18 protein-coding genes and 1 pseudogene are annotated in these 16,348 nt (G+C 60.8%); 10 read left to right on the top strand and 9 right to left on the bottom strand.

The genetic code is table 11. The features are described 5' to 3' along the window. Nucleotides 1-16: 16 nt before the first annotated feature. Both GTA51_RS14595 and GTA51_RS14590 read right to left on the bottom strand, forming a co-directional pair. Nucleotides 17-1,234 (bottom strand): HDOD domain-containing protein, encoded by a 1,218-nt coding sequence (locus GTA51_RS14595; protein ID WP_160962307.1) that lies wholly within the window; start codon nucleotides 1,232-1,234, stop codon nucleotides 17-19. A 93-nt stretch (nucleotides 1,235-1,327) separates the two neighbouring features. Beyond that, a complete protein-coding gene (locus GTA51_RS14590; protein ID WP_246198152.1) occupies nucleotides 1,328-1,810 on the bottom strand; it encodes an RrF2 family transcriptional regulator in 483 nt (160 codons plus the stop codon). 226 nt (nucleotides 1,811-2,036) lie between these two features. Between GTA51_RS14590 and nhaB the strand changes: the two genes are divergently transcribed. From nhaB to GTA51_RS14575, 3 genes are all read left to right on the top strand, one after another. Then, nucleotides 2,037-3,647: a sodium/proton antiporter NhaB gene (nhaB, locus tag GTA51_RS14585; protein WP_160962305.1), complete on the top strand. Its 1,611-nt coding sequence runs from the start codon at nucleotides 2,037-2,039 to the stop codon at nucleotides 3,645-3,647. A gap of 331 nt (nucleotides 3,648-3,978) precedes the next feature. Next, nucleotides 3,979-4,560: a GAK system XXXCH domain-containing protein gene (locus GTA51_RS14580; RefSeq protein ID WP_160962303.1), complete on the top strand. Its 582-nt coding sequence runs from the start codon at nucleotides 3,979-3,981 to the stop codon at nucleotides 4,558-4,560. Continuing rightward, nucleotides 4,553-5,725, top strand: a complete 1,173-nt coding sequence (locus tag GTA51_RS14575) for a PHP domain-containing protein (protein WP_160962301.1) — start codon at nucleotides 4,553-4,555, stop codon at nucleotides 5,723-5,725. The genes GTA51_RS14580 and GTA51_RS14575 overlap by 8 nt, the downstream gene beginning before the upstream one ends. A 266-nt stretch (nucleotides 5,726-5,991) precedes the next feature. Here the strand turns inward: GTA51_RS14575 and GTA51_RS14570 are convergent, their stop codons facing one another. After that, on the bottom strand, nucleotides 5,992-6,606 hold the full coding sequence (locus GTA51_RS14570; RefSeq protein WP_343039520.1) for a Crp/Fnr family transcriptional regulator: 615 nt from the start codon (nucleotides 6,604-6,606) through the stop codon (nucleotides 5,992-5,994). Between the two features lie 2 nt (nucleotides 6,607-6,608). Beyond that, complete coding sequence (locus tag GTA51_RS14565) at nucleotides 6,609-7,304, bottom strand: Crp/Fnr family transcriptional regulator (RefSeq protein WP_160962299.1); 696 nt, start codon at nucleotides 7,302-7,304, stop codon at nucleotides 6,609-6,611. A 151-nt stretch (nucleotides 7,305-7,455) separates the two neighbouring features. Here GTA51_RS14565 and GTA51_RS14560 point away from each other — a divergent pair, with 151 nt between their 5' ends. Further along, complete coding sequence (locus GTA51_RS14560; RefSeq protein WP_160962297.1) at nucleotides 7,456-8,433, top strand: 4Fe-4S dicluster domain-containing protein; 978 nt, start codon at nucleotides 7,456-7,458, stop codon at nucleotides 8,431-8,433. Next, nucleotides 8,426-8,884 carry a hypothetical protein gene (locus tag GTA51_RS14555; protein ID WP_160962295.1) on the top strand — a complete coding sequence of 153 codons (459 nt, stop codon included), beginning with the start codon at nucleotides 8,426-8,428 and terminating at the stop codon, nucleotides 8,882-8,884. The genes GTA51_RS14560 and GTA51_RS14555 overlap by 8 nt, the downstream gene beginning before the upstream one ends. A gap of 193 nt (nucleotides 8,885-9,077) precedes the next feature. Here GTA51_RS14555 and GTA51_RS14550 read toward each other — a convergent pair whose 3' ends face one another. Continuing rightward, nucleotides 9,078-9,323, bottom strand: coding sequence for a hypothetical protein (locus GTA51_RS14550; RefSeq protein ID WP_160962293.1), 246 nt, complete (start codon nucleotides 9,321-9,323; stop codon nucleotides 9,078-9,080). Between the two features lie 54 nt (nucleotides 9,324-9,377). Further along, on the bottom strand, nucleotides 9,378-9,551 hold the full coding sequence (locus GTA51_RS20640) for a hypothetical protein (RefSeq protein ID WP_170300340.1): 174 nt from the start codon (nucleotides 9,549-9,551) through the stop codon (nucleotides 9,378-9,380). Between the two features lie 32 nt (nucleotides 9,552-9,583). Between GTA51_RS20640 and GTA51_RS21280 the strand changes: the two genes are divergently transcribed. The 4 genes from GTA51_RS21280 to GTA51_RS14535 all read left to right on the top strand — a co-directional run bounded on the left by GTA51_RS21280 (nucleotide 9,584) and on the right by GTA51_RS14535 (nucleotide 13,079). Then, nucleotides 9,584-9,715: a hypothetical protein gene (locus tag GTA51_RS21280; protein WP_281353978.1), complete on the top strand. Its 132-nt coding sequence runs from the start codon at nucleotides 9,584-9,586 to the stop codon at nucleotides 9,713-9,715. Between the two features lie 173 nt (nucleotides 9,716-9,888). Further along, entirely contained in the window at nucleotides 9,889-10,560 is a 672-nt protein-coding gene (locus GTA51_RS14545) for a SiaB family protein kinase (RefSeq protein WP_160962291.1), read from the top strand. A gap of 13 nt (nucleotides 10,561-10,573) precedes the next feature. Next, nucleotides 10,574-10,954, top strand: coding sequence for a DUF1987 domain-containing protein (locus GTA51_RS14540; RefSeq protein WP_160962289.1), 381 nt, complete (start codon nucleotides 10,574-10,576; stop codon nucleotides 10,952-10,954). A 4-nt stretch (nucleotides 10,955-10,958) separates the two neighbouring features. Then, the gene (locus GTA51_RS14535) at nucleotides 10,959-13,079 is read left to right on the top strand and encodes an HD domain-containing phosphohydrolase (RefSeq protein ID WP_160962287.1); all 2,121 of its coding nucleotides are present in this window, start codon (nucleotides 10,959-10,961) and stop codon (nucleotides 13,077-13,079) included. A 109-nt stretch (nucleotides 13,080-13,188) separates the two neighbouring features. Here the strand turns inward: GTA51_RS14535 and GTA51_RS14530 are convergent, their stop codons facing one another. Next, nucleotides 13,189-13,596 (bottom strand): Ros/MucR family transcriptional regulator, encoded by a 408-nt coding sequence (locus tag GTA51_RS14530; RefSeq protein ID WP_160962285.1) that lies wholly within the window; start codon nucleotides 13,594-13,596, stop codon nucleotides 13,189-13,191. A 487-nt stretch (nucleotides 13,597-14,083) separates the two neighbouring features. Beyond that, the gene (locus GTA51_RS14525; RefSeq protein ID WP_160962283.1) at nucleotides 14,084-14,779 is read right to left on the bottom strand and encodes a zinc metalloprotease; all 696 of its coding nucleotides are present in this window, start codon (nucleotides 14,777-14,779) and stop codon (nucleotides 14,084-14,086) included. Between the two features lie 193 nt (nucleotides 14,780-14,972). On the opposite strand from GTA51_RS14525, the pseudogene tnpA reads away from it, so the two are divergent. After that, nucleotides 14,973-15,400: pseudogene (gene tnpA, locus GTA51_RS14520) on the top strand (IS200/IS605 family transposase). 29 nt (nucleotides 15,401-15,429) lie between these two features. On the opposite strand, the gene GTA51_RS14515 reads toward tnpA, so the two are convergent. Continuing rightward, nucleotides 15,430-15,939, bottom strand: a complete 510-nt coding sequence (locus tag GTA51_RS14515) for a hypothetical protein (protein WP_211922594.1) — start codon at nucleotides 15,937-15,939, stop codon at nucleotides 15,430-15,432. Nucleotides 15,940-16,348 lie beyond the last annotated feature (409 nt).

Genomic DNA, 16,348 nt, shown 5'->3' with positions numbered 1-16,348 from the left:
CCTCCCCTTCGCTTACTTACGCCACGTCCTCGCCGGCCAGCAGTTGCCGGCAGGCGTCGCGCCAGGTGTCCAGGCGCTGGGGTGTGAGGCCTGAGGCGGTCAGGTACAGGTCGTCGAGGGGATTGATGGCGAAATCCTGGCTGACGACCACCAGTTCGTGTTCCAGGCGGTTGGCGGCGTGGACGGCCAGCAGCGGCGAAAAGCCGGCGTGCCGGTCGCGGCCCGGCTCGTGGTGCAGATAGACGGCCCGCACCACCTCGTCGGTTACGCCCCAAAGTCCCAGGAGATAGGCGCCGACTTCGGCGTGGGAGGCCCCGAAAAACCGGTGTTCCATGTCCAGGATGGTGCCCTCGCCGGCCTGGGCGGCGGCGATGACCTGGCGGTAGAGGTCGGGAAAATTGGTGGCCATGATCAGCTTGCCCACGTCGTGGAGCAGGCCGGCGATATAACAGTATTCGCGCACGTCGCTGGAGGCGTCCTCCAAAACGGCGATCTCCCGGGCCAGCCGGGCCGTGCCCAGGCAATGACTCCACAACTTCTCCAGATCGAAATCGCGAAACGCGTCCTTATCAAAGCGTCCGAACAGTCCGATGCCGAGCACCAGCGCCTTGACCACTTCCAGGCCCAGCAGATTGACGGCCCGGGCCGGGCTGGACACATGGTCGCGCAGGCCGAAAAAGGCGGAATTGACCAGTTTGAGCACCCCGGCCGCCATGCCCACGTCCTGGGCGATCAGCCCGGCCACGGCCTGCATGGACGGCTCCTCCTGGGCCAGCACGTCCAAAAGGGCGGCGTAGAGGCGCGGCACGGCCGGCAGGCTGTCCAGGCGGGCCACCACATTTTTGACCCGCTCGTCGAGAAACACCTCGCGAAGGGCCAGGCACCGGGCCATGACGGCTTTGAGTTCGTCGGGCTGGCAGGGTTTGCGCAGGAACTGGTGGGCCGGGCGCACGGTTTCAAGGATCATGTCCCGGTCGGAGTGCCCGGACAGCACGATGCGGATGGCTCCGGGATTGTGGATTTGCGTCTCGCGCAAAAACATGGCCCCGTCCATACCCGGCATGCGCATGTCGGCCACCACCACGTCGTAGGGCTGCTCGGCCATCATGGCCAGCCCGGTACGGCCGTCGACGGCAAAATCCATCTCCCAGGTGCCGCGCATGTCATGGAACATGCGGCGCAGGGCCGAAAGCACATTGGGTTCGTCGTCAACAAACAGGATGCGGGTTTTCACGCGGCGTCTCCCGGGGCGTCGGCATCGACGGTGCGCCGGCCAGCCGCGCCCAGTCCTGCCCCGACCGAAAGTACGGCACAAGGGCGGCGGCGTTCAAGCACAATTGTCGCGCGCGCAGCCTTGGGCGGCCAGGGGCGTGGCCGGATCGGCTGGTTGCGCGGCATCGCAGTCGAGGTGCCCGGCCACCAGATCGGCCAGGGTGATGGAGTCGAGCTTTTCGTGCATGGCCCGGGCCGCTTCCATCCACACGCCCCGGGTCAGGCAGGTGGCGCTGCGCGGGCAGGGGCTGTCGCCAACGCTGCATTCGACCAGGGACAGGTCGCCTTCCAGGGCGCGCACGATGTCGCCCACGGAAATCGCTTCCAGCGGCATATCCAGTTCGTGGCCGCCGTGCGGCCCGCGCCGGCTGCGCACAAAGCCGGCTTCTTTGAGCTCACGTACGAGTTTTTCCAGGTATTTGACGGAAACCCCCTGGCGGGCGGCGATGTCTTTGATGCGCACCGGGCCGTTTTGCCCGTTGAGCGCCATGTCCAGAATCATGCGGGTTCCGTAGCGGCTTCGCGTGGTCAGCTTCATGAGCGCGCCCTCCTGCCCTTTGCGGACGGACGCAATCGGACAGACTACATCCATACGAATATGGTAGACAAATAGGGCAGCTGCGTCAACGCAAACCAAGCGCCCCGGCAGGCGACGGGGGCAAAGCATGCTGCCCGCCGGGTGGTTTTGCCGGGTGGTTGGTCGCCAGACGCCGATGTGCTAGGAACAGCGCGATCCACGCTGCACACCGTCAAGGAGTTGTTTCATGCCGCGCACGCTGCCTCGGGCCTTTCTCGCCAATCTGCTGGGCAACGCCCCGGATTGGTACAAATTGACCATTGCCGTCTTCCTCATCGCCAACCCGATTCTCCTGGTCACGGTCGGACCCTTTGTCACGGGCTGGCTGCTTATCGGCGAATTCATCTTCACGCTGGCCATGGCCCTGTCCTGCTACCCGCTGCCGGCCGGCGGACTGCTCGCCCTGGAAGCGGTCATCCTGGGCCTGACCAGCCCGGCCGCCCTGTACGACGAGACGGCCCGCAACTTCCCGGTCATCCTGCTGTTGATCTTTATGGTGGCCGGCATCTACTTCATGAAGGACATGCTCTGCTATGCCTTCACCAAAATACTGCTCCGGGTGCGCTCCAAAATCGCCCTGTCGCTGTTGTTTTGCTTTGCCGGGGCCTTTCTTTCGGCCTTTCTCGATGCCCTGACCGTGACGGCGGTCATCATCGCCGTGGCCTACGGCTTTTACGAAGTCTACCACCGCCACGCCTCGGCCGGGAAAACCAGGCTTGGCGACGAGGCCGGCCTGGACGAGCCAAGTAAACGCGATCTCATGCAATTCCGGGGATTTTTGCGCAATCTGATGCTGCACGGGGCGGTTGGCACGGCCCTTGGCGGGGTGTGCACGCTGGTCGGCGAGCCGCAAAATCTGCTGATAGCCCAGGAGATGGGCTGGCAGTTCGGGGATTTTTTCCTCAAGGTGGCCCCGGTGTCCCTGCCGGTGCTGGTCGTGGGGTTGGCCACCACCGCTGTGGTGGAGCGTTTTGCCCTGAGCGGCTATGGCTTCAAACTTCCGGCCGAGGTGCGCCGGGTGCTGACTGCCGAGGATGTCCGGCGCGACGCCGCCATGACCTTGCGGGGGCGGGCAGCGCTTTGGGTCCAGGCGGCGGCAGCGGTCTATCTCATCGCCGCCCTGGCCCTGCATCTGGCCGAGGTCGGCGTCATCGGCCTGTCCCTTATCGTCTTGCTGACGGCCCTTTGCGGCAAAACCGAGGAGCACCAGATCGGTGAGGCCTTCACCGAGGCCCTGCCCTTTACCGCCCTGCTGGTGGTTTTTTTCGCCATCGTGGCCGTGATCCACGACCAGCACCTGTTCGCCCCCATCACAGAGTATGTCCTGTCCTTAAGCGGCACCAAACAGACGGCGGCCTATTATCTGGCCAACGGCCTGCTCTCCATGATCAGCGACAACGTGTTTGTGGCCACGGTCTACATCACCGAAACCAAAGCCCATTTCATCAAGGTGTTTGCCGCCATGCCCGATCTGGGCACGGACGGGGCCGACCTGCTGGCGCGGCTGACCGACGCCAAAAATCAGCGCGACGTCGTCCTGGCCTCCGTGCCGGCCCAGGCCCAGCCCCAGGTGGCCGCCACCCTGGCCCAGTTCGACCGGCTGGCCGTGGCCATCAACACCGGCACCAACATCCCAAGCATTGCCACGCCCAACGGCCAGGCCGCCTTCCTGTTCCTGCTCACCTCGGCCCTGGCCCCCTTAATCCGCCTGTCCTACGGCGAGATGGTGCGTCTGGCCCTGCCCTATACCCTGACCATGACGCTGACCGGGCTGGCAGCGGTCTGGCTGCTGCTCTAGTGTGGCGTTCGCTAATTGCCGTTATGGTTAACCAAGTATTAACACGTTAATTTTATTATTTTTATTCACAAAAAAACATAAATGTTTTTTTGTGAACGCGACACTAGCCGCGCCACCGGCTGTTCCTCCAGCGAAAGGCCAGGCTCCGTCCTGGCGGCTTGGCCCGGGTTTGGCCGCGTCCCGACTGGCGCGGCTTCGGGCCGGCCCGCCCTGCATCCTCCCAGACGCCGGCTTCTTGGTCTTGCCATCAAAGCGTCATCATCTTATCACTAGAATTGCGAAACGCCGGCGGCCGAGCGTCCCCCGCCTTTGCCGCCCCAAGGAGAATTTTATGTCCGGATCGCACAAACGCAAATTTGAACTGGTGCTGCCCCGGGTCGAGGCCTTAGAGGCCCTGTCGAACCTGACCGCCAAGGCCGGCCTTGGCGAACTGGTCGTTGGCACCGAAGTCGTGCCCTTGGATGATTGCAGCAGCCTTAAGATCAGCATCAAGCACTTCGGTGCCTCGTCCATGCTCAAGGTGACGCTCAAATATCCCGCACTCGGCCCGGACGCCCTGCCAGCCCCGGAAGACGACGCGCCGGAAACCGGGCAGAGCCAGCCTGAAACGGTTGAAACGAGCGGGCAACCCCGTTATAAAAATCTTAAAAAACGGATGAAATCCACTTTCAAGCTGATCGTCATGGCGCTTCGGGCCTCCCTGATTCCCGATCCCGACGCCGTGGCCTCGTTTATCGCCGACTCCCGGGTCATGACGCGCTTTCCCGGCAAGGGCGACGCCTTCTACCCGGCCTACGACGCCGAAGTGGACCGTTTTGCCGCTGCGGCCGCCACCGGCGACATCGCCGCCATGACCGCTTCGGCCGCCGCGCTCGACCGTATGAAAAAGGAGTGTCACAGCCGCCATGCCTGATTCCCCGAGCCAAAGCGACACCCGGTGCGTGGAGATCGACCTGTCCACCGTTGATCCCGAGGTGGGCGAGCAGGATGAGCGCGACTTTTTGCGCATAAACGACTTCAGCCTCAGCCCGGAGCAGGTCGAACGCATCATTGCGCCCGTGCGCACCTACCCGCGCCAGGAATCCGTGCTGGCCACCCACTGGCATCCCGAGCAGGTGCCCATGGACCTGCTCAAACAACGCATCGACGCCCTGTATCCCAACCGTACGGCCGAACTGATTATCCCCACCCAGCACAACGTGCTCCTGGAATACAACGGGTTTTTTGGCGTCGAAGTGGATTGCTATTCCAGCGGTTTCAGCCGCAAAGTGCAGTTGCTCCTGCACTTTAAAGACCTCGACCTGGAGCGGGCCGGCGTGCTCAAGTCCATGCTGCGCCACACCCACCGCTACCGGGCCTCGCAACTCTTTGAATACCTCGACGCCCTGGCCGAGCCGGCCTTTGAGGCCCGCCGCCAGCTCGCTGCCGGACGCACCAATGCCGAAGAGGAACTCGTGGCCTTCGTGCGCATCCAGGCCGCCAAAATAAAACGGCTCATCCTGACCCACGAAGCCACCCTGGCCGACGACGTCTATAAAAACAAACTCGTGCGCAACTACCTCGACGCCCTGCGCGACCGCTTCGGCGACCGGCTCATCAACCGGGCGCAAGTTTATGCCAAGGCCGTCAAGGATCTGGTCAAGGAAGAATTCTCCCTGTCCTATTTCTATCGGGCAACAGAGGTCATCGAAGAAGCCCGGGCCCTTGGCGGCGGCGTCGTCATCCCCCACCCGGAACAATTCTGGCCCATCCTTCTGGCCGACTACGACGTGGACGGCATCGAAGTCTGGAACCCGCAGTCCCAACAGTACACGGAATTCCTCATCAACGTGGTCAACCGCCGCAACCGCATGGGCTGGCACGGCAAACGCCCCATCCTGGTCTTTATGGGCGACGACTGCCATATGAGCGAAAAAACCCGGCCCGTGGCGGAACAGGATCTGGAAAAAGCAACCCGGGAAATCGGACTCCAGCCGGCCTGGCACGATTTCAATATCCAAAAAAGCCTGCTCAAAAATAACATGAGCCGCCGCAAAGTCATCGCCGAATACCGAACACGCCTGTCTGGTGGTGCGTAAAAGAAGAGAAGCGCAGAGAAGCGAAGAGTGCCTCCGGCGGCCGGGGGGGATAATCCCCCCCGGACCCCCTTGATTAGAAGAAGTTTTTCAAGGGGAACTGGGGGGTAGTGTTCCGATCTGCAACCGACCGGATTACCAACCAGCTCCAAGCCCCCCTTAAAAACTCCTCCCGTCGGGGGGTCCGGGGGGATCATCCCCCCGGTGGGGTCCGGGGCAAAGCCCCGGCCGCCGGAGGCTCTTCTGCCTTCGCCTCTTCTTCTTTCCCTCTAATAATTTCGGTTGAGCAACTGGCGCAGCACTTCTTCGTCGTCGGAGGTGTCCAGGCCGTCCAGTTCCCGGCGCAGCGTTGTGATGGCGGCCCGTTCGGCGGCGATATGGGCGGCCAGGGTCTGGCGGCGTTCCCGGATGGCGGTCAACAGGGCTGCTTTGCGGGCGTTGGCCGAACCCAGCCGCTGGGTCACGACCACCGCCAGCCGGCGGAAGATGCGGATGAGAAAATCCTCGCGTTCGGGGCTGGGCAGAAAGTCCACATAGCCCATGTTGACGGCCAGACAGTCGCAGGGGGTATCCGCCGTGACCGAGGCTGTGCGTCCCTTGCCCAGCACAAAGCTCATTTCGCCGAAAATCGTGCCCGGCGTGTCCAGGTCGGCCACCAGCCTGCCGCCCCGCACGATCCGCCCCACCCCGCGCAGCAGCACGAAAAAGGTTTTCTCGTAGTTGCCTTCCTCGACGATGGTTTCCCCGCTGCCAAAGCGGGCCAGCCGCACCGCACCCGTGCGCAGGAGCAGATCGAGATCCTCCTGGTCGAAATCCGCCCACAGCGGAAGTTTTCGCATAAGCGCCAGCAAAGCCGTGGCGTCGGTTACGTCCGGGCGTTCCACGCCTAGGCCTCCCCGCCGCCCAAACCGGCCTCGGCGGCCAGTCCGGCCCGGTCAAGGAGGGTCACGGCGCGCCCCTGCACCGCCACAAGGCCGGCCTCGGCCAGTTTTTTAAAAGCCCGGGACAGGGCTTCAGGCGTGGCCCCCACGATCTTGGCCAGTTCCCGGTGGCTGATGGCCAGGCGCACGGTGTCGCCGCCAAGGCCGCGCGAGGCCTCATGCAGCACGAAACCGGCCACCCGGCCGGTCAGGGGCAGCAGGGCTAGCCCTTCGACCATGGCCATGGATTCTTTGAGGCGTCGGCACATGAGCCGCAGCAGATCAAACAGCACCTCCGGGTCTTCTCGGGCGGCCGCAGCCAGGGTCCGGGCCGGGAAGGCCAACACCTGCGTTGCTTCCAGGGCGGCGGCAAAGGCCGGGAAGTCGCCGCCCTCCACCAGGGCGCACAGGCAAAACGGTTCGCCCGGCCCCAGGATGTAGAGGGTTTGCTCCCGGCCGTCCGGGCCGATCTGATAGAGCTTGGCCCGGCCCGTGGCCACCAGATAAAACGCTTCGCCGGAATCGTCCCGGGCGGCGATGATCCCGCCCGGGGCGAAGTGGCTTGCCGTCGCCCCGGCCGCCAGTCGGGCCAGCCGTGCCTCGGGCAGGCCGCCGAAAAACGGCAGTGAGCGCAAAAGCACCATGCGTGCAGTCAAATCCATGCGTTCCCCTTTGCCGGCCATTCCCTGGGTGGCGGCCTTCCCGGTCTGCGTCAAGGCGAAATACCGCCGGACTTGATCAACATCAATGCCGTCTGCCGGCAATTGCGCTAAAGGGCAGTCGTCCGGCCGCCGCCGGCAAGGAGACCTTGGCATGAACAGACGCGCCTTTTTAAAAACCCTCGGAACCGGTGCCGGCGTCCTGGCCGCGCCGACCGCCGCCACGACCCTGCTGGCCCGGGACGCTGCCGCTGCTTCCGGCGAACAACTCGCCACCCTGTACGACCTGTCCAAGTGCATCGGCTGCGGAGCCTGCGTAGAGGCCTGCCGCGAGGCCCACGCGTCAGACTATCCCCAGCCCAAAAAGCCCTTCCCCAAAATGTATCCGGCCCGGGTCAAGGCCGAAGACTTTTCCGACAAACGCGACATCGACGACCGGCTCACGCCCTACAACTGGCTGTTTATCCAGTCGGCCACCGTGACCCGGGACGGCGCGCCCGTCACCGTCAACATGCCCCGGCGCTGCATGCATTGCGTCCATCCGCCGTGCGTCGAACTGTGTCCCTGGGGTTCGGCCGTGCGCTACGACAACGGGGCCGTGGGTATCGATCCCACCATCTGTCTGGGCGGGGCCAAGTGCCGCACGGTCTGTCCTTGGGGCGTCCCCCAGCGCCAGACGGGGGTTGGCCTGTACCTCGATCTGCTGCCTGCCTTTGCCGGCAACGGCGTTATGTATAAATGCGACCGCTGCCAGACCCGGGTGGCCGGCGGCGGCAAGCCGGTCTGCCTCGAAGTCTGTCCCGAGGGCGTCCAGACCATCGGCCCGCGCTCGGAGATCATCGCCGCCGCCCACGCCCTGGCCAAGGCAACCGGGGGCTTTATATACGGCGAAACCGAAAACGGCGGCACCAATACCCTCTATGTTTCGCCCGTGCCTTTTGCCGACCTGGGCGCCGCCCTGCAAACCGGCCCCGGCCGCCCCGGGCTGCATGCTGCCGCCGACGTCATGGGCAAGGAACAGAACCTGGCCACGGCCGTGCTGCTGGCACCGCTGGCCGGTCTGGCCGCCGGTCTGCTGCGCCTGACCAGCCGCGTAAAAACCGCCGCCCGCAAGGAGGACGACCATGCCTAAGGAGCGCTTCCCCCGCTGGCAAAAACGCCTGCTGCTCTTCGCCGCCCTGGGGCTGGCTTTGACCGGCATGGGGCAAATGCCCATTTTTTCGCGCTATTACATCGCCGATATCCCTGGCCTTGGCTGGCTTGGCGATTACGAAATCACCGCCGCCCTCCATCTGGCCCTGGCCGTCGTGCTGCTGTTTGTGCTGGGGATGTTTGTCGCAGGCTGGCTTGGCAAAGGGGAGGGACGCCCGCGCTTGACGGCCGCCGGCTGGCAGCGCGTCGTTTTATACGGTGCCCTGGCCGTAACAGGGCTGGTGCGCGTCCTGCAAAACGGGGCGCTGCCGCTGGTCGAACCCCTCGCCGTCCGCTATCTGGATTGGACGCATCTGGGGCTGGCCATGGGGCTGCTCGTTTTTGCGGTGTCCCAGGGAAGGAAAGAGAGCCTGCGGCGGTCAAGGGGCTGAGCCCTTTGGAATCCCACCTCAAGGCAAGGGGGAAAGGGGGGACGCGTTGGTTCCCGTCAAGAGCGAACACCTGCTTGTCCCGCTCCACAACCGACCGTCTTGCCATCCAGCGCCCTAACCCCCTGTAAATACTTCTCCTGTCAAGGGGGTCCGGGGGGGATTATCCCCCCCGGCCGCCGGAGGCCTCTTCGTCTCACTTCCCGGCGGCGTTGATGATGGCTGTGGCCTGGGCCTTGCGTGCTTCGAGGATGAGCATGAACACGTCGGCCCCCCGGGGACGCAGTTCCCACCATTCGGGGTCGGCCAGGGCGAGGATCGCTTCGGCGGCGGCTTCCCGTTTTTCGCGCGGCACGGTGCGCAGGCGGGACAGGCACAGTTCCTTGGCATCGGCTTTTTTGTCGGCCAGGGTTGTGGGCTTGCTTGTATCTTTTTTTATCATGGGAAATTCCCCCTGTTTTTGGTGTGTGGTGGGGTGGCTGGTCAGGGCAGGGCGTTAGCGCCACTTGGTCTTGTCAAACAAGCCGCGTTTGGACAGTTCGTTTTGTTTGTAGCGGTCGAAATCGAAAGACCCCCTGACAGACTCTCCGTCATGGCGATTGCCGACCAGGGCGACCAGGGCGACCAGGGCCACGATACCCACGGCGAGGCTGATAAAGATCCATTCCATAATGCATCCTAGCAGGAGCAAGGGGGGTTGTCATGCGCGAAGCAGGCCGGCTCTGTTTAAGCCTGCAGCCGAAGACGGAAAAGGCCTGCCCGGTCTATGGAAAAAATATCTGCGCCGGGCTGGAATCGCCGGCGGTTGCGAAACTACCGGGGGCATTGGCGTGATTTGGTGCGGCAGGCGGCTGCCTGGAAAAGTGGCGGTTGACGATTGCAACAGAAAGTGTCCTGGCTGTTGCAGCCAAGGCAGGCGGAACGTTGGGGCGATGCGGGGTTTTGCTTGAGTTTTGTTGCAAGTGCGGTCAAAGAGAAGGTGGGGCGGAAAAATACCGTGGCACCGGTTGCAGGCGTCGCACCTGCCGCCATCCGGTGAACGACGGGGGCAGTGCCCGCGCGTTGTCGATGGTGTTGGGTCAACGGGTGTGCCCGGGCAGAGAAGTTCGAAGGATATATTCTCTGGAGGAAGAATGCTTGCACAGACATTGGCCAAATTCAGGAATCAATTCCAGTCTCAAGGTATTTCGTTTTGCTACAGCGGATACATGACGGAAGATCTGCTTCTTGGCATCGGCAATGCCATTAAAAAGAAGCTGGAAATGACCGAATTGGACAAGAAAAAATGCAAGACAATTTTTTCCGTGTTTGTTGAACAGATGCAAAATGTTATCCGCTATTCTGCCGAGCGGGAAACGCACGCCGATAAAACCGATATGAGCTATGGCATTGTGGCCGTGGGCGAGGTGGACGAGAATTTTTTTGTCGCCTGCGGCAATGTTGTCAACAAGGACGACGCGGTGCGTCTGCGGGACGGGTTGGACAAGATCAAGAGTCTGGACAAGGAAGGCCTTAAGGCCTTGTGGAAAGAAACGCTGAAGAGCGACGCCCCCGAGGGCAGCAAAGGGGCCGGGGTGGGCTTTATCGACATCGCCCGGCGGGCCGAGGGCGGCATCGAATACGATTTTGATCCGCTGGACGAAACCAGGGTCTTTTTTGCTATCAAAGCGTTTATTTAATTCGGAAGTACCTATGACAATTCTTACTATCAGCGCGGCGCAACGGACTCCTGAAATCAATTTTGATTTTGAAACAAATACGTTTCTTATGCGTGGCGAGTCCTATCCTGAGGACATAAAAGACTTTTACGGTCCGCCGATCATGCAGTTGACGGAACATCTGGAAGGCCTTGAGAACGAAAAAGTGCATTTCACCTTTGAGTTCATTTATTTCAACAGCAGTACCGCAAAAATTATCATGAATTTGTTTGATCTGCTTGACAGCACCGCCGAACGCGGCAACACCGTCACTATTAACTGGGCCTTTGCGCCGGACGACGACACCATGGAAGAACTGGGTGAAGAGTTTTGTGAAGAGCTCAAGCACGCCACGTTTACGCTGCTGGCGCGCTAAGCCTATGACATTTGACACCTATGAGACCGAACGCCGGGTCATCGAACGCGGCGAAGCTGTCCTGGCCCGGCCGGAGGCGGCGGATTGGTCGGTCGAATTTACGAGTCTGCTCGGCAGTTACACCAAACTGCTCAAAATCACCAACCGCCTGGTGCGGATGAGTGATCGTTTTGAAGAGCGCCTCAAAAATGCCCATATAACGATCCGGCAGCAACAGCAGGAATTGGAGAAAGCCCATCAGGCCTTGTCAGAGCATGCCGACAACCTTGAAGAAAAAGTCAAGGAACGGACCAGGGAACTGCTGGCCGCCCAGGAAAAGCTTGAAGGCCTGGTTCGCTTGGGTATCGCCCTGTCCAGGGAGCGGCAACATGCCCGGTTCATGGAAATGGTGGTCCAGGGACAAAAAGAGTTGGCCAACGCCGACGGCGGCATCCTCTATTCCCGGCTCGACGACGGCAGTCTGGGCTATGAAATCCTGCGCTTCGACACCCTGGAACTGCGTCTTGGCGGGCTGTCCGGCCGCAGTGTGCCCGAAGAGCGCATTGCTGTTCGCGATGCCGCCGGCCGGCCGCGCTACGACCATCCCGTGGCCCACGCCCTGTTGACCGAACGCACGCTGAGCGTTGCCAATGTCTACGACAGCAACGATTTCGATTTTACCGACATCTTTGCCTTTGACGCGCGCCACGGCTACCGCACCCAGTCGTTTCTGGCCGTGCCGCTTCGCCCCCGCGAAGGCGAGGTGCTGGGCGTGCTGGTGCTGGTCAATGCCCGGGCCAGCGGCAGCGGGCGCATCGTGCCCTTTGGCACCGAAGCCCGGCGGTTCATGGAAGCCCTGGCCTCCCAGGCGGCCGTGGCCCAGGACAACCAGAATCTCATGGAGACCCAGACCCGGCTGCTCGACGCCATCATCCAGGTCATCGCCGGTGCCATCGACACCAAGTCGCCCTACACCGGCGGGCACTGCGCCCGGGTGCCGGTCATCGGCAGCCTGCTGGCCGCGTCGGCCTGCCAATGCCAGGAAGGGATTTTCGCCGAATTCGACATGAGCGAGACCGAGCAGCGGGAATTTCATCTGGCCTGCTGGCTTCACGACTGCGGCAAGGTCACAACACCCGAACATGTGGTGGACAAGGCCACCAAGCTGGAGACGATCTACAATCGCATCCACGAGATCCGCATGCGCTTTGAAGTGCTCTACCGTGACGCCGTCATCGGGCATCTCCGCGCCCTGGCTGAGGGGCGGGAAGCGCCCGAGGCCCTGGAAGCCGCGCTCAAAACCAAAATCGCGGCCCTTATGGACGATTTCGCCTTTGTGGCCGAGTGCAACCTGGGCGGCGAGTTCATGAGTCCCGAGCGGGTCGAGCGGCTGGAAACAATCGCCCAGGCGACCTGGCAGCGGCATTTTGACGACCGGCTCGGCCTGTCCCATGTCGAGCTGCGGCGTCTGGAAACAATCCCGCAAGCGCCTGTGCCGGCGGTGGAACGGTTGCTTGCCGACAAAAAAGAACACCTCGTGCGGCGGCCCAACACCGAGGAATCCGGTTTCGATCCCAAAGCCTACGGCATCAGTATGGACATCCCCAGGCATTTGTACAACTTCGGCGAACTGTACAACCTGCGTATCAGTCGGGGGACGCTCACACCGGAAGAGTTTTTCAAGATCAAGGAACACACCATCCAGACCCTGCTTATGCTTGAGCAACTGCCGTTTCCCAAGCAACTCGGCCGGGTGGCGGAGTTTGCCGCCGCCCACCACGAAACCATGGCCGGCACGGGCTATCCCCGGGGCATCGACGTCAAGGAACTGCCGCTGCAATCCCGGATGCTGGCCATTGCCGATATCTTTGAAGCCCTGACCGCTTCCGACCGTCCCTACAAAAAAGCCAAGACCTTACAGGAAGCCATCCGCATCATGAGCTTTATGCGCAACGACCGGCTCATTGATGCCGACCTCTTCGATCTGTTCCTCACCTCCGGCGTGTATCGCACCTTTGCGGAGAAGTACCTGAAGCCGGAGCAGCTCGACCGGGTCGATATCGCGGTCTATCTGGCTTCGCCGCCCGACCTCGCGGCCCAGGCGGCCCGCTGCGCCCAGGCTGCCGCCGCCAAGATCGTTCCCTGACACCGCCGGCCCGAGAGTGTCCGTAAAAAAGCCCCCAACGCCGGGTGGGGCGTCGGGGGCTTGGGTGAAGCTGTTTCTGTCCGGCGGCAGCGCCGGGAACGGAGCGGGGTTATTCGGCTTTCTTGGCACCTTTGCGTTCCCAAAGACGCATGTCCTGCATCTTGGCGCGGCGGTTGCGAACCAGGGACTTGCAAGCCAATCCCGTACCCTTTTTGTAGCCGTATTTGGCGCGGTATTCGTCTGAAGTGAGTCCATGGCTGGCAAGGTGCTTCTTGGTGATGACCTTGAAGGACTTGCCACAGGCCAGGCAGGTGATGGAAGATTCCTTGATGGCCTTTTTCGGGTCCATGACCGGAGCAGCGTCTTCACCGGAACCTGCAATTGGTTGACCCGCTTCGATGGCTTGGAAGCCTTTTGCCAGCGTGCTGACCATACTGACAATCTCTTCCTGGCTCATCGCGCGCGTCGTTGCCTGAACTTTCACAATCTCAAGAGCGGCCTGGGTGTATTCGTCCATGGTTTCCTCATCTGTTCTATTGGTGATGCCTCTCTGTAACCATACAATGCTTCGATGGCAAGTATGTCGAGCAATACTTTGTGGAATTGGGTAATTCTCGCTCGTTCGCGTTCTCAGTGAGACATAGAACTTTCGTTGAGAATAAACACAATAATTACGGAATGTTGGTACGCAAGAAAAGCATGGAGGTGCTGCCAGAACGGTACACACGTGCACCATTTGCGGGGCGTTGGCGTGAACACGGGCAGGCGGGGACTGCACCATGAACCAAGAAGACGCGTTCCAACGTATCGCGCTGCTCCTTCCTGCCCCAGGCGGCGCTGCTCGGGCCTCGCCGGTCGTGGCTGCGGCGCTGTTGCCCCTGATTTTCGTCCAAGCCCCGGGAGGATGCCAAGCCGCCCTTGCTGCTGCGGTTCTTGTGCCGGCTGGTCCTGGTCCAAGCGCCAAGAGCAGTGTCTGGCCGTTCTTGTTGCTGCGGCCCTAGCCCCTACTGCTCACGGTTCTGCTCCAAGCGCTGCTGGGTCGTCCAGTCCAGTTCCTCTTTCAATTCTTGCGGCATATCCAACCCAGCGGCCTGCAACCGGGCTGCGCCGGCATTGGGGCCGATTTGGCCATTGGCACTGTAATTGATATTGGGCCAGTTGTTTTGCGCGGTCAGTGTGCCGGAGGCGGAGCCGGAGTCGTCGATGTCCGCACTGACGGGTGAGGCGTCGATAACGCCATTTTTATTCCAATCAATGCCAAGGGAAACATTTGTTACATAGGTTGAACTGGAGCCGTTGTTATACCAGTATCTGGTGCCATAGGCGCTGACGTCATCGACTCCGGTTAGTCCCAGCCCCTCCTGGAGGGCCGCCTTGTTCAGGGACGGCGTGTTTATGCGCTGGTAATCGAAGTTCAGTGGATAGCCGGCGTCTCCCCATTGGCCGTTTTTATAGAGGCCCCAGGTCTGGAAAAAGTAGTTCATGACGCTTAAATAGTTGGGTTTCCAATTTTCATGGTCCGTACCGCCGTGGGTGAGGCCCAGGCAATGGCCCAGCTCGTGGATAAATGTCCCGAGCTTTTGCCAGTCGGTGCCACCGACAGTGCCCCAGCCGCCCAAACTCACAATGAAATCCGTAGACGGAATGTCCCGGGCCAGGCCGCTGGAGGTGCCCTGGTTGTAGCTGTTGGCCCAAATCATATAGCGAAAGGCTGGAGCGTAGGCGGCCGGGAATGAATTGTTTTTGAGCGCATCGAAGTCTGTCCAGACCTGGGTGTAATAATATCGAGTAAACCCCCGGCTCTGCCGGGGGACTCACAAAGTTTGACAGTTCCTGGAATCGGAAGCCTCCATCGCTTGAACCGCTTAAAGTTCAAACAGACGGAGGCTTCCTGTGAACGACTACGAAAGCCTAAGCCACTCGGTATGGGACTGCAAGTACCACGTGGTTTGGATCCCAAAGTGCCGCAAAAAGGTTCTGTATGGTCAACTACGCCTGCATATGGGTGAAATTTTGAGGGAACTGGCCCGGCAGAAGGAGAGTAGGGTGGTCGAAGGACACCTTATGCCTGACTACGTGCACATGCTCATCTCCATCCCTCCAAAATATGCAGTCGCTTCAGTTGTTGGTTTCGTCAAAGGGAAAAGTGCAATTCACATAGCAAGAAGTTTCATGGGGCGACGAAGGAACTTCGTGGGCCAGAACTTTTGGGCGCGAGGCTACTTCGTTTCAACTGTCGGTCTGGATGAGGCTCTTGTTCGTGAGTACATCAAAAACAAGAGCATGAAGACCGTAGGCTCGATCAGCTCAAATTGATGTAGCGGTTGCCGCCTTCAGGCGTCTCCAGTTCTCACCGCTTTGAGCGGTTCACTGCCTTGCATGCCCCCGGCTTTGCCGGGGGTAGCTGACTTGATGAGACGCCGAGGGTTTGCACGTAGGGGACTTGGTTTTTAAGAATGGGATGGATGGTTATGCCTGTTGTTCCGTCGGGATTGGCGACAGGTGCGTTGTTAAAGACGGCTACTATATTGTTGATGACACTTTGCGGCGGGGCAAGGCTCGTGCTGCCCGGGGTGACCATATAGTCCATCCAGACGAAGAGATCTTTGCGCCAGGGATTTGCTCCCAGAGCCGGCAGATCGACGAATACACCGTTTTGCGTATAGCCATGCAACTCCCAGCGGTCCGGGAGGCCGTCCCCATCGCTGTCGCGACTGAGGGGAGAGGTGGTCATGGCGGGCATAAACAGCAGGAGACCGGAATCCCCCGCATCCTCCGCCCGAATGGGCACAGAGCAAAACAACAAGGAAATGATGGCCGTGAGAGAAAAAAAGCACTTAAATAACATGGTGGAGTGCATAATAAACCCTCTCGCCCGTTTTGAAAATTGTGGTATTGCGGAATTTTTTTGCCAGCAAAAGCGGACCGACAAGTTCTTTTGAAAATAGCACAGGGGCGGGCGGGCGTCTATGCGTATGCCAGGACGTTGCATGAGATAATTGAGAACTGAAGTCTAAGAATGCGCAATTACGCTGTGTTTTTATCTGGTAAAGAGTTGTTGCCCGGCAAGGCACACGTACCTCAAGAAATACTTGTTCCTTCGGCTTTGTCGCTGCGTGTAGTACATGAAATAAAGATGTCAAAAATCATTTCTGTCCGGCTAATTTAGAAGAGATAGCCTGCTAGAATTGTTTGGTTTTAAGCGTTGCCGTCGCGGGTCAATGAGGTCGAGAATTTCACATTGCTGAAACAGATTTCGTTGCACCAGC

Source organism: Solidesulfovibrio aerotolerans (genome assembly GCF_009856865.1).
Lineage (GTDB): Bacteria > Desulfobacterota > Desulfovibrionia > Desulfovibrionales > Desulfovibrionaceae > Solidesulfovibrio > Solidesulfovibrio aerotolerans.
Note: the sequence above shows the minus strand (reverse complement) of the source record. Positions and strands in the feature narration are given on the sequence as shown.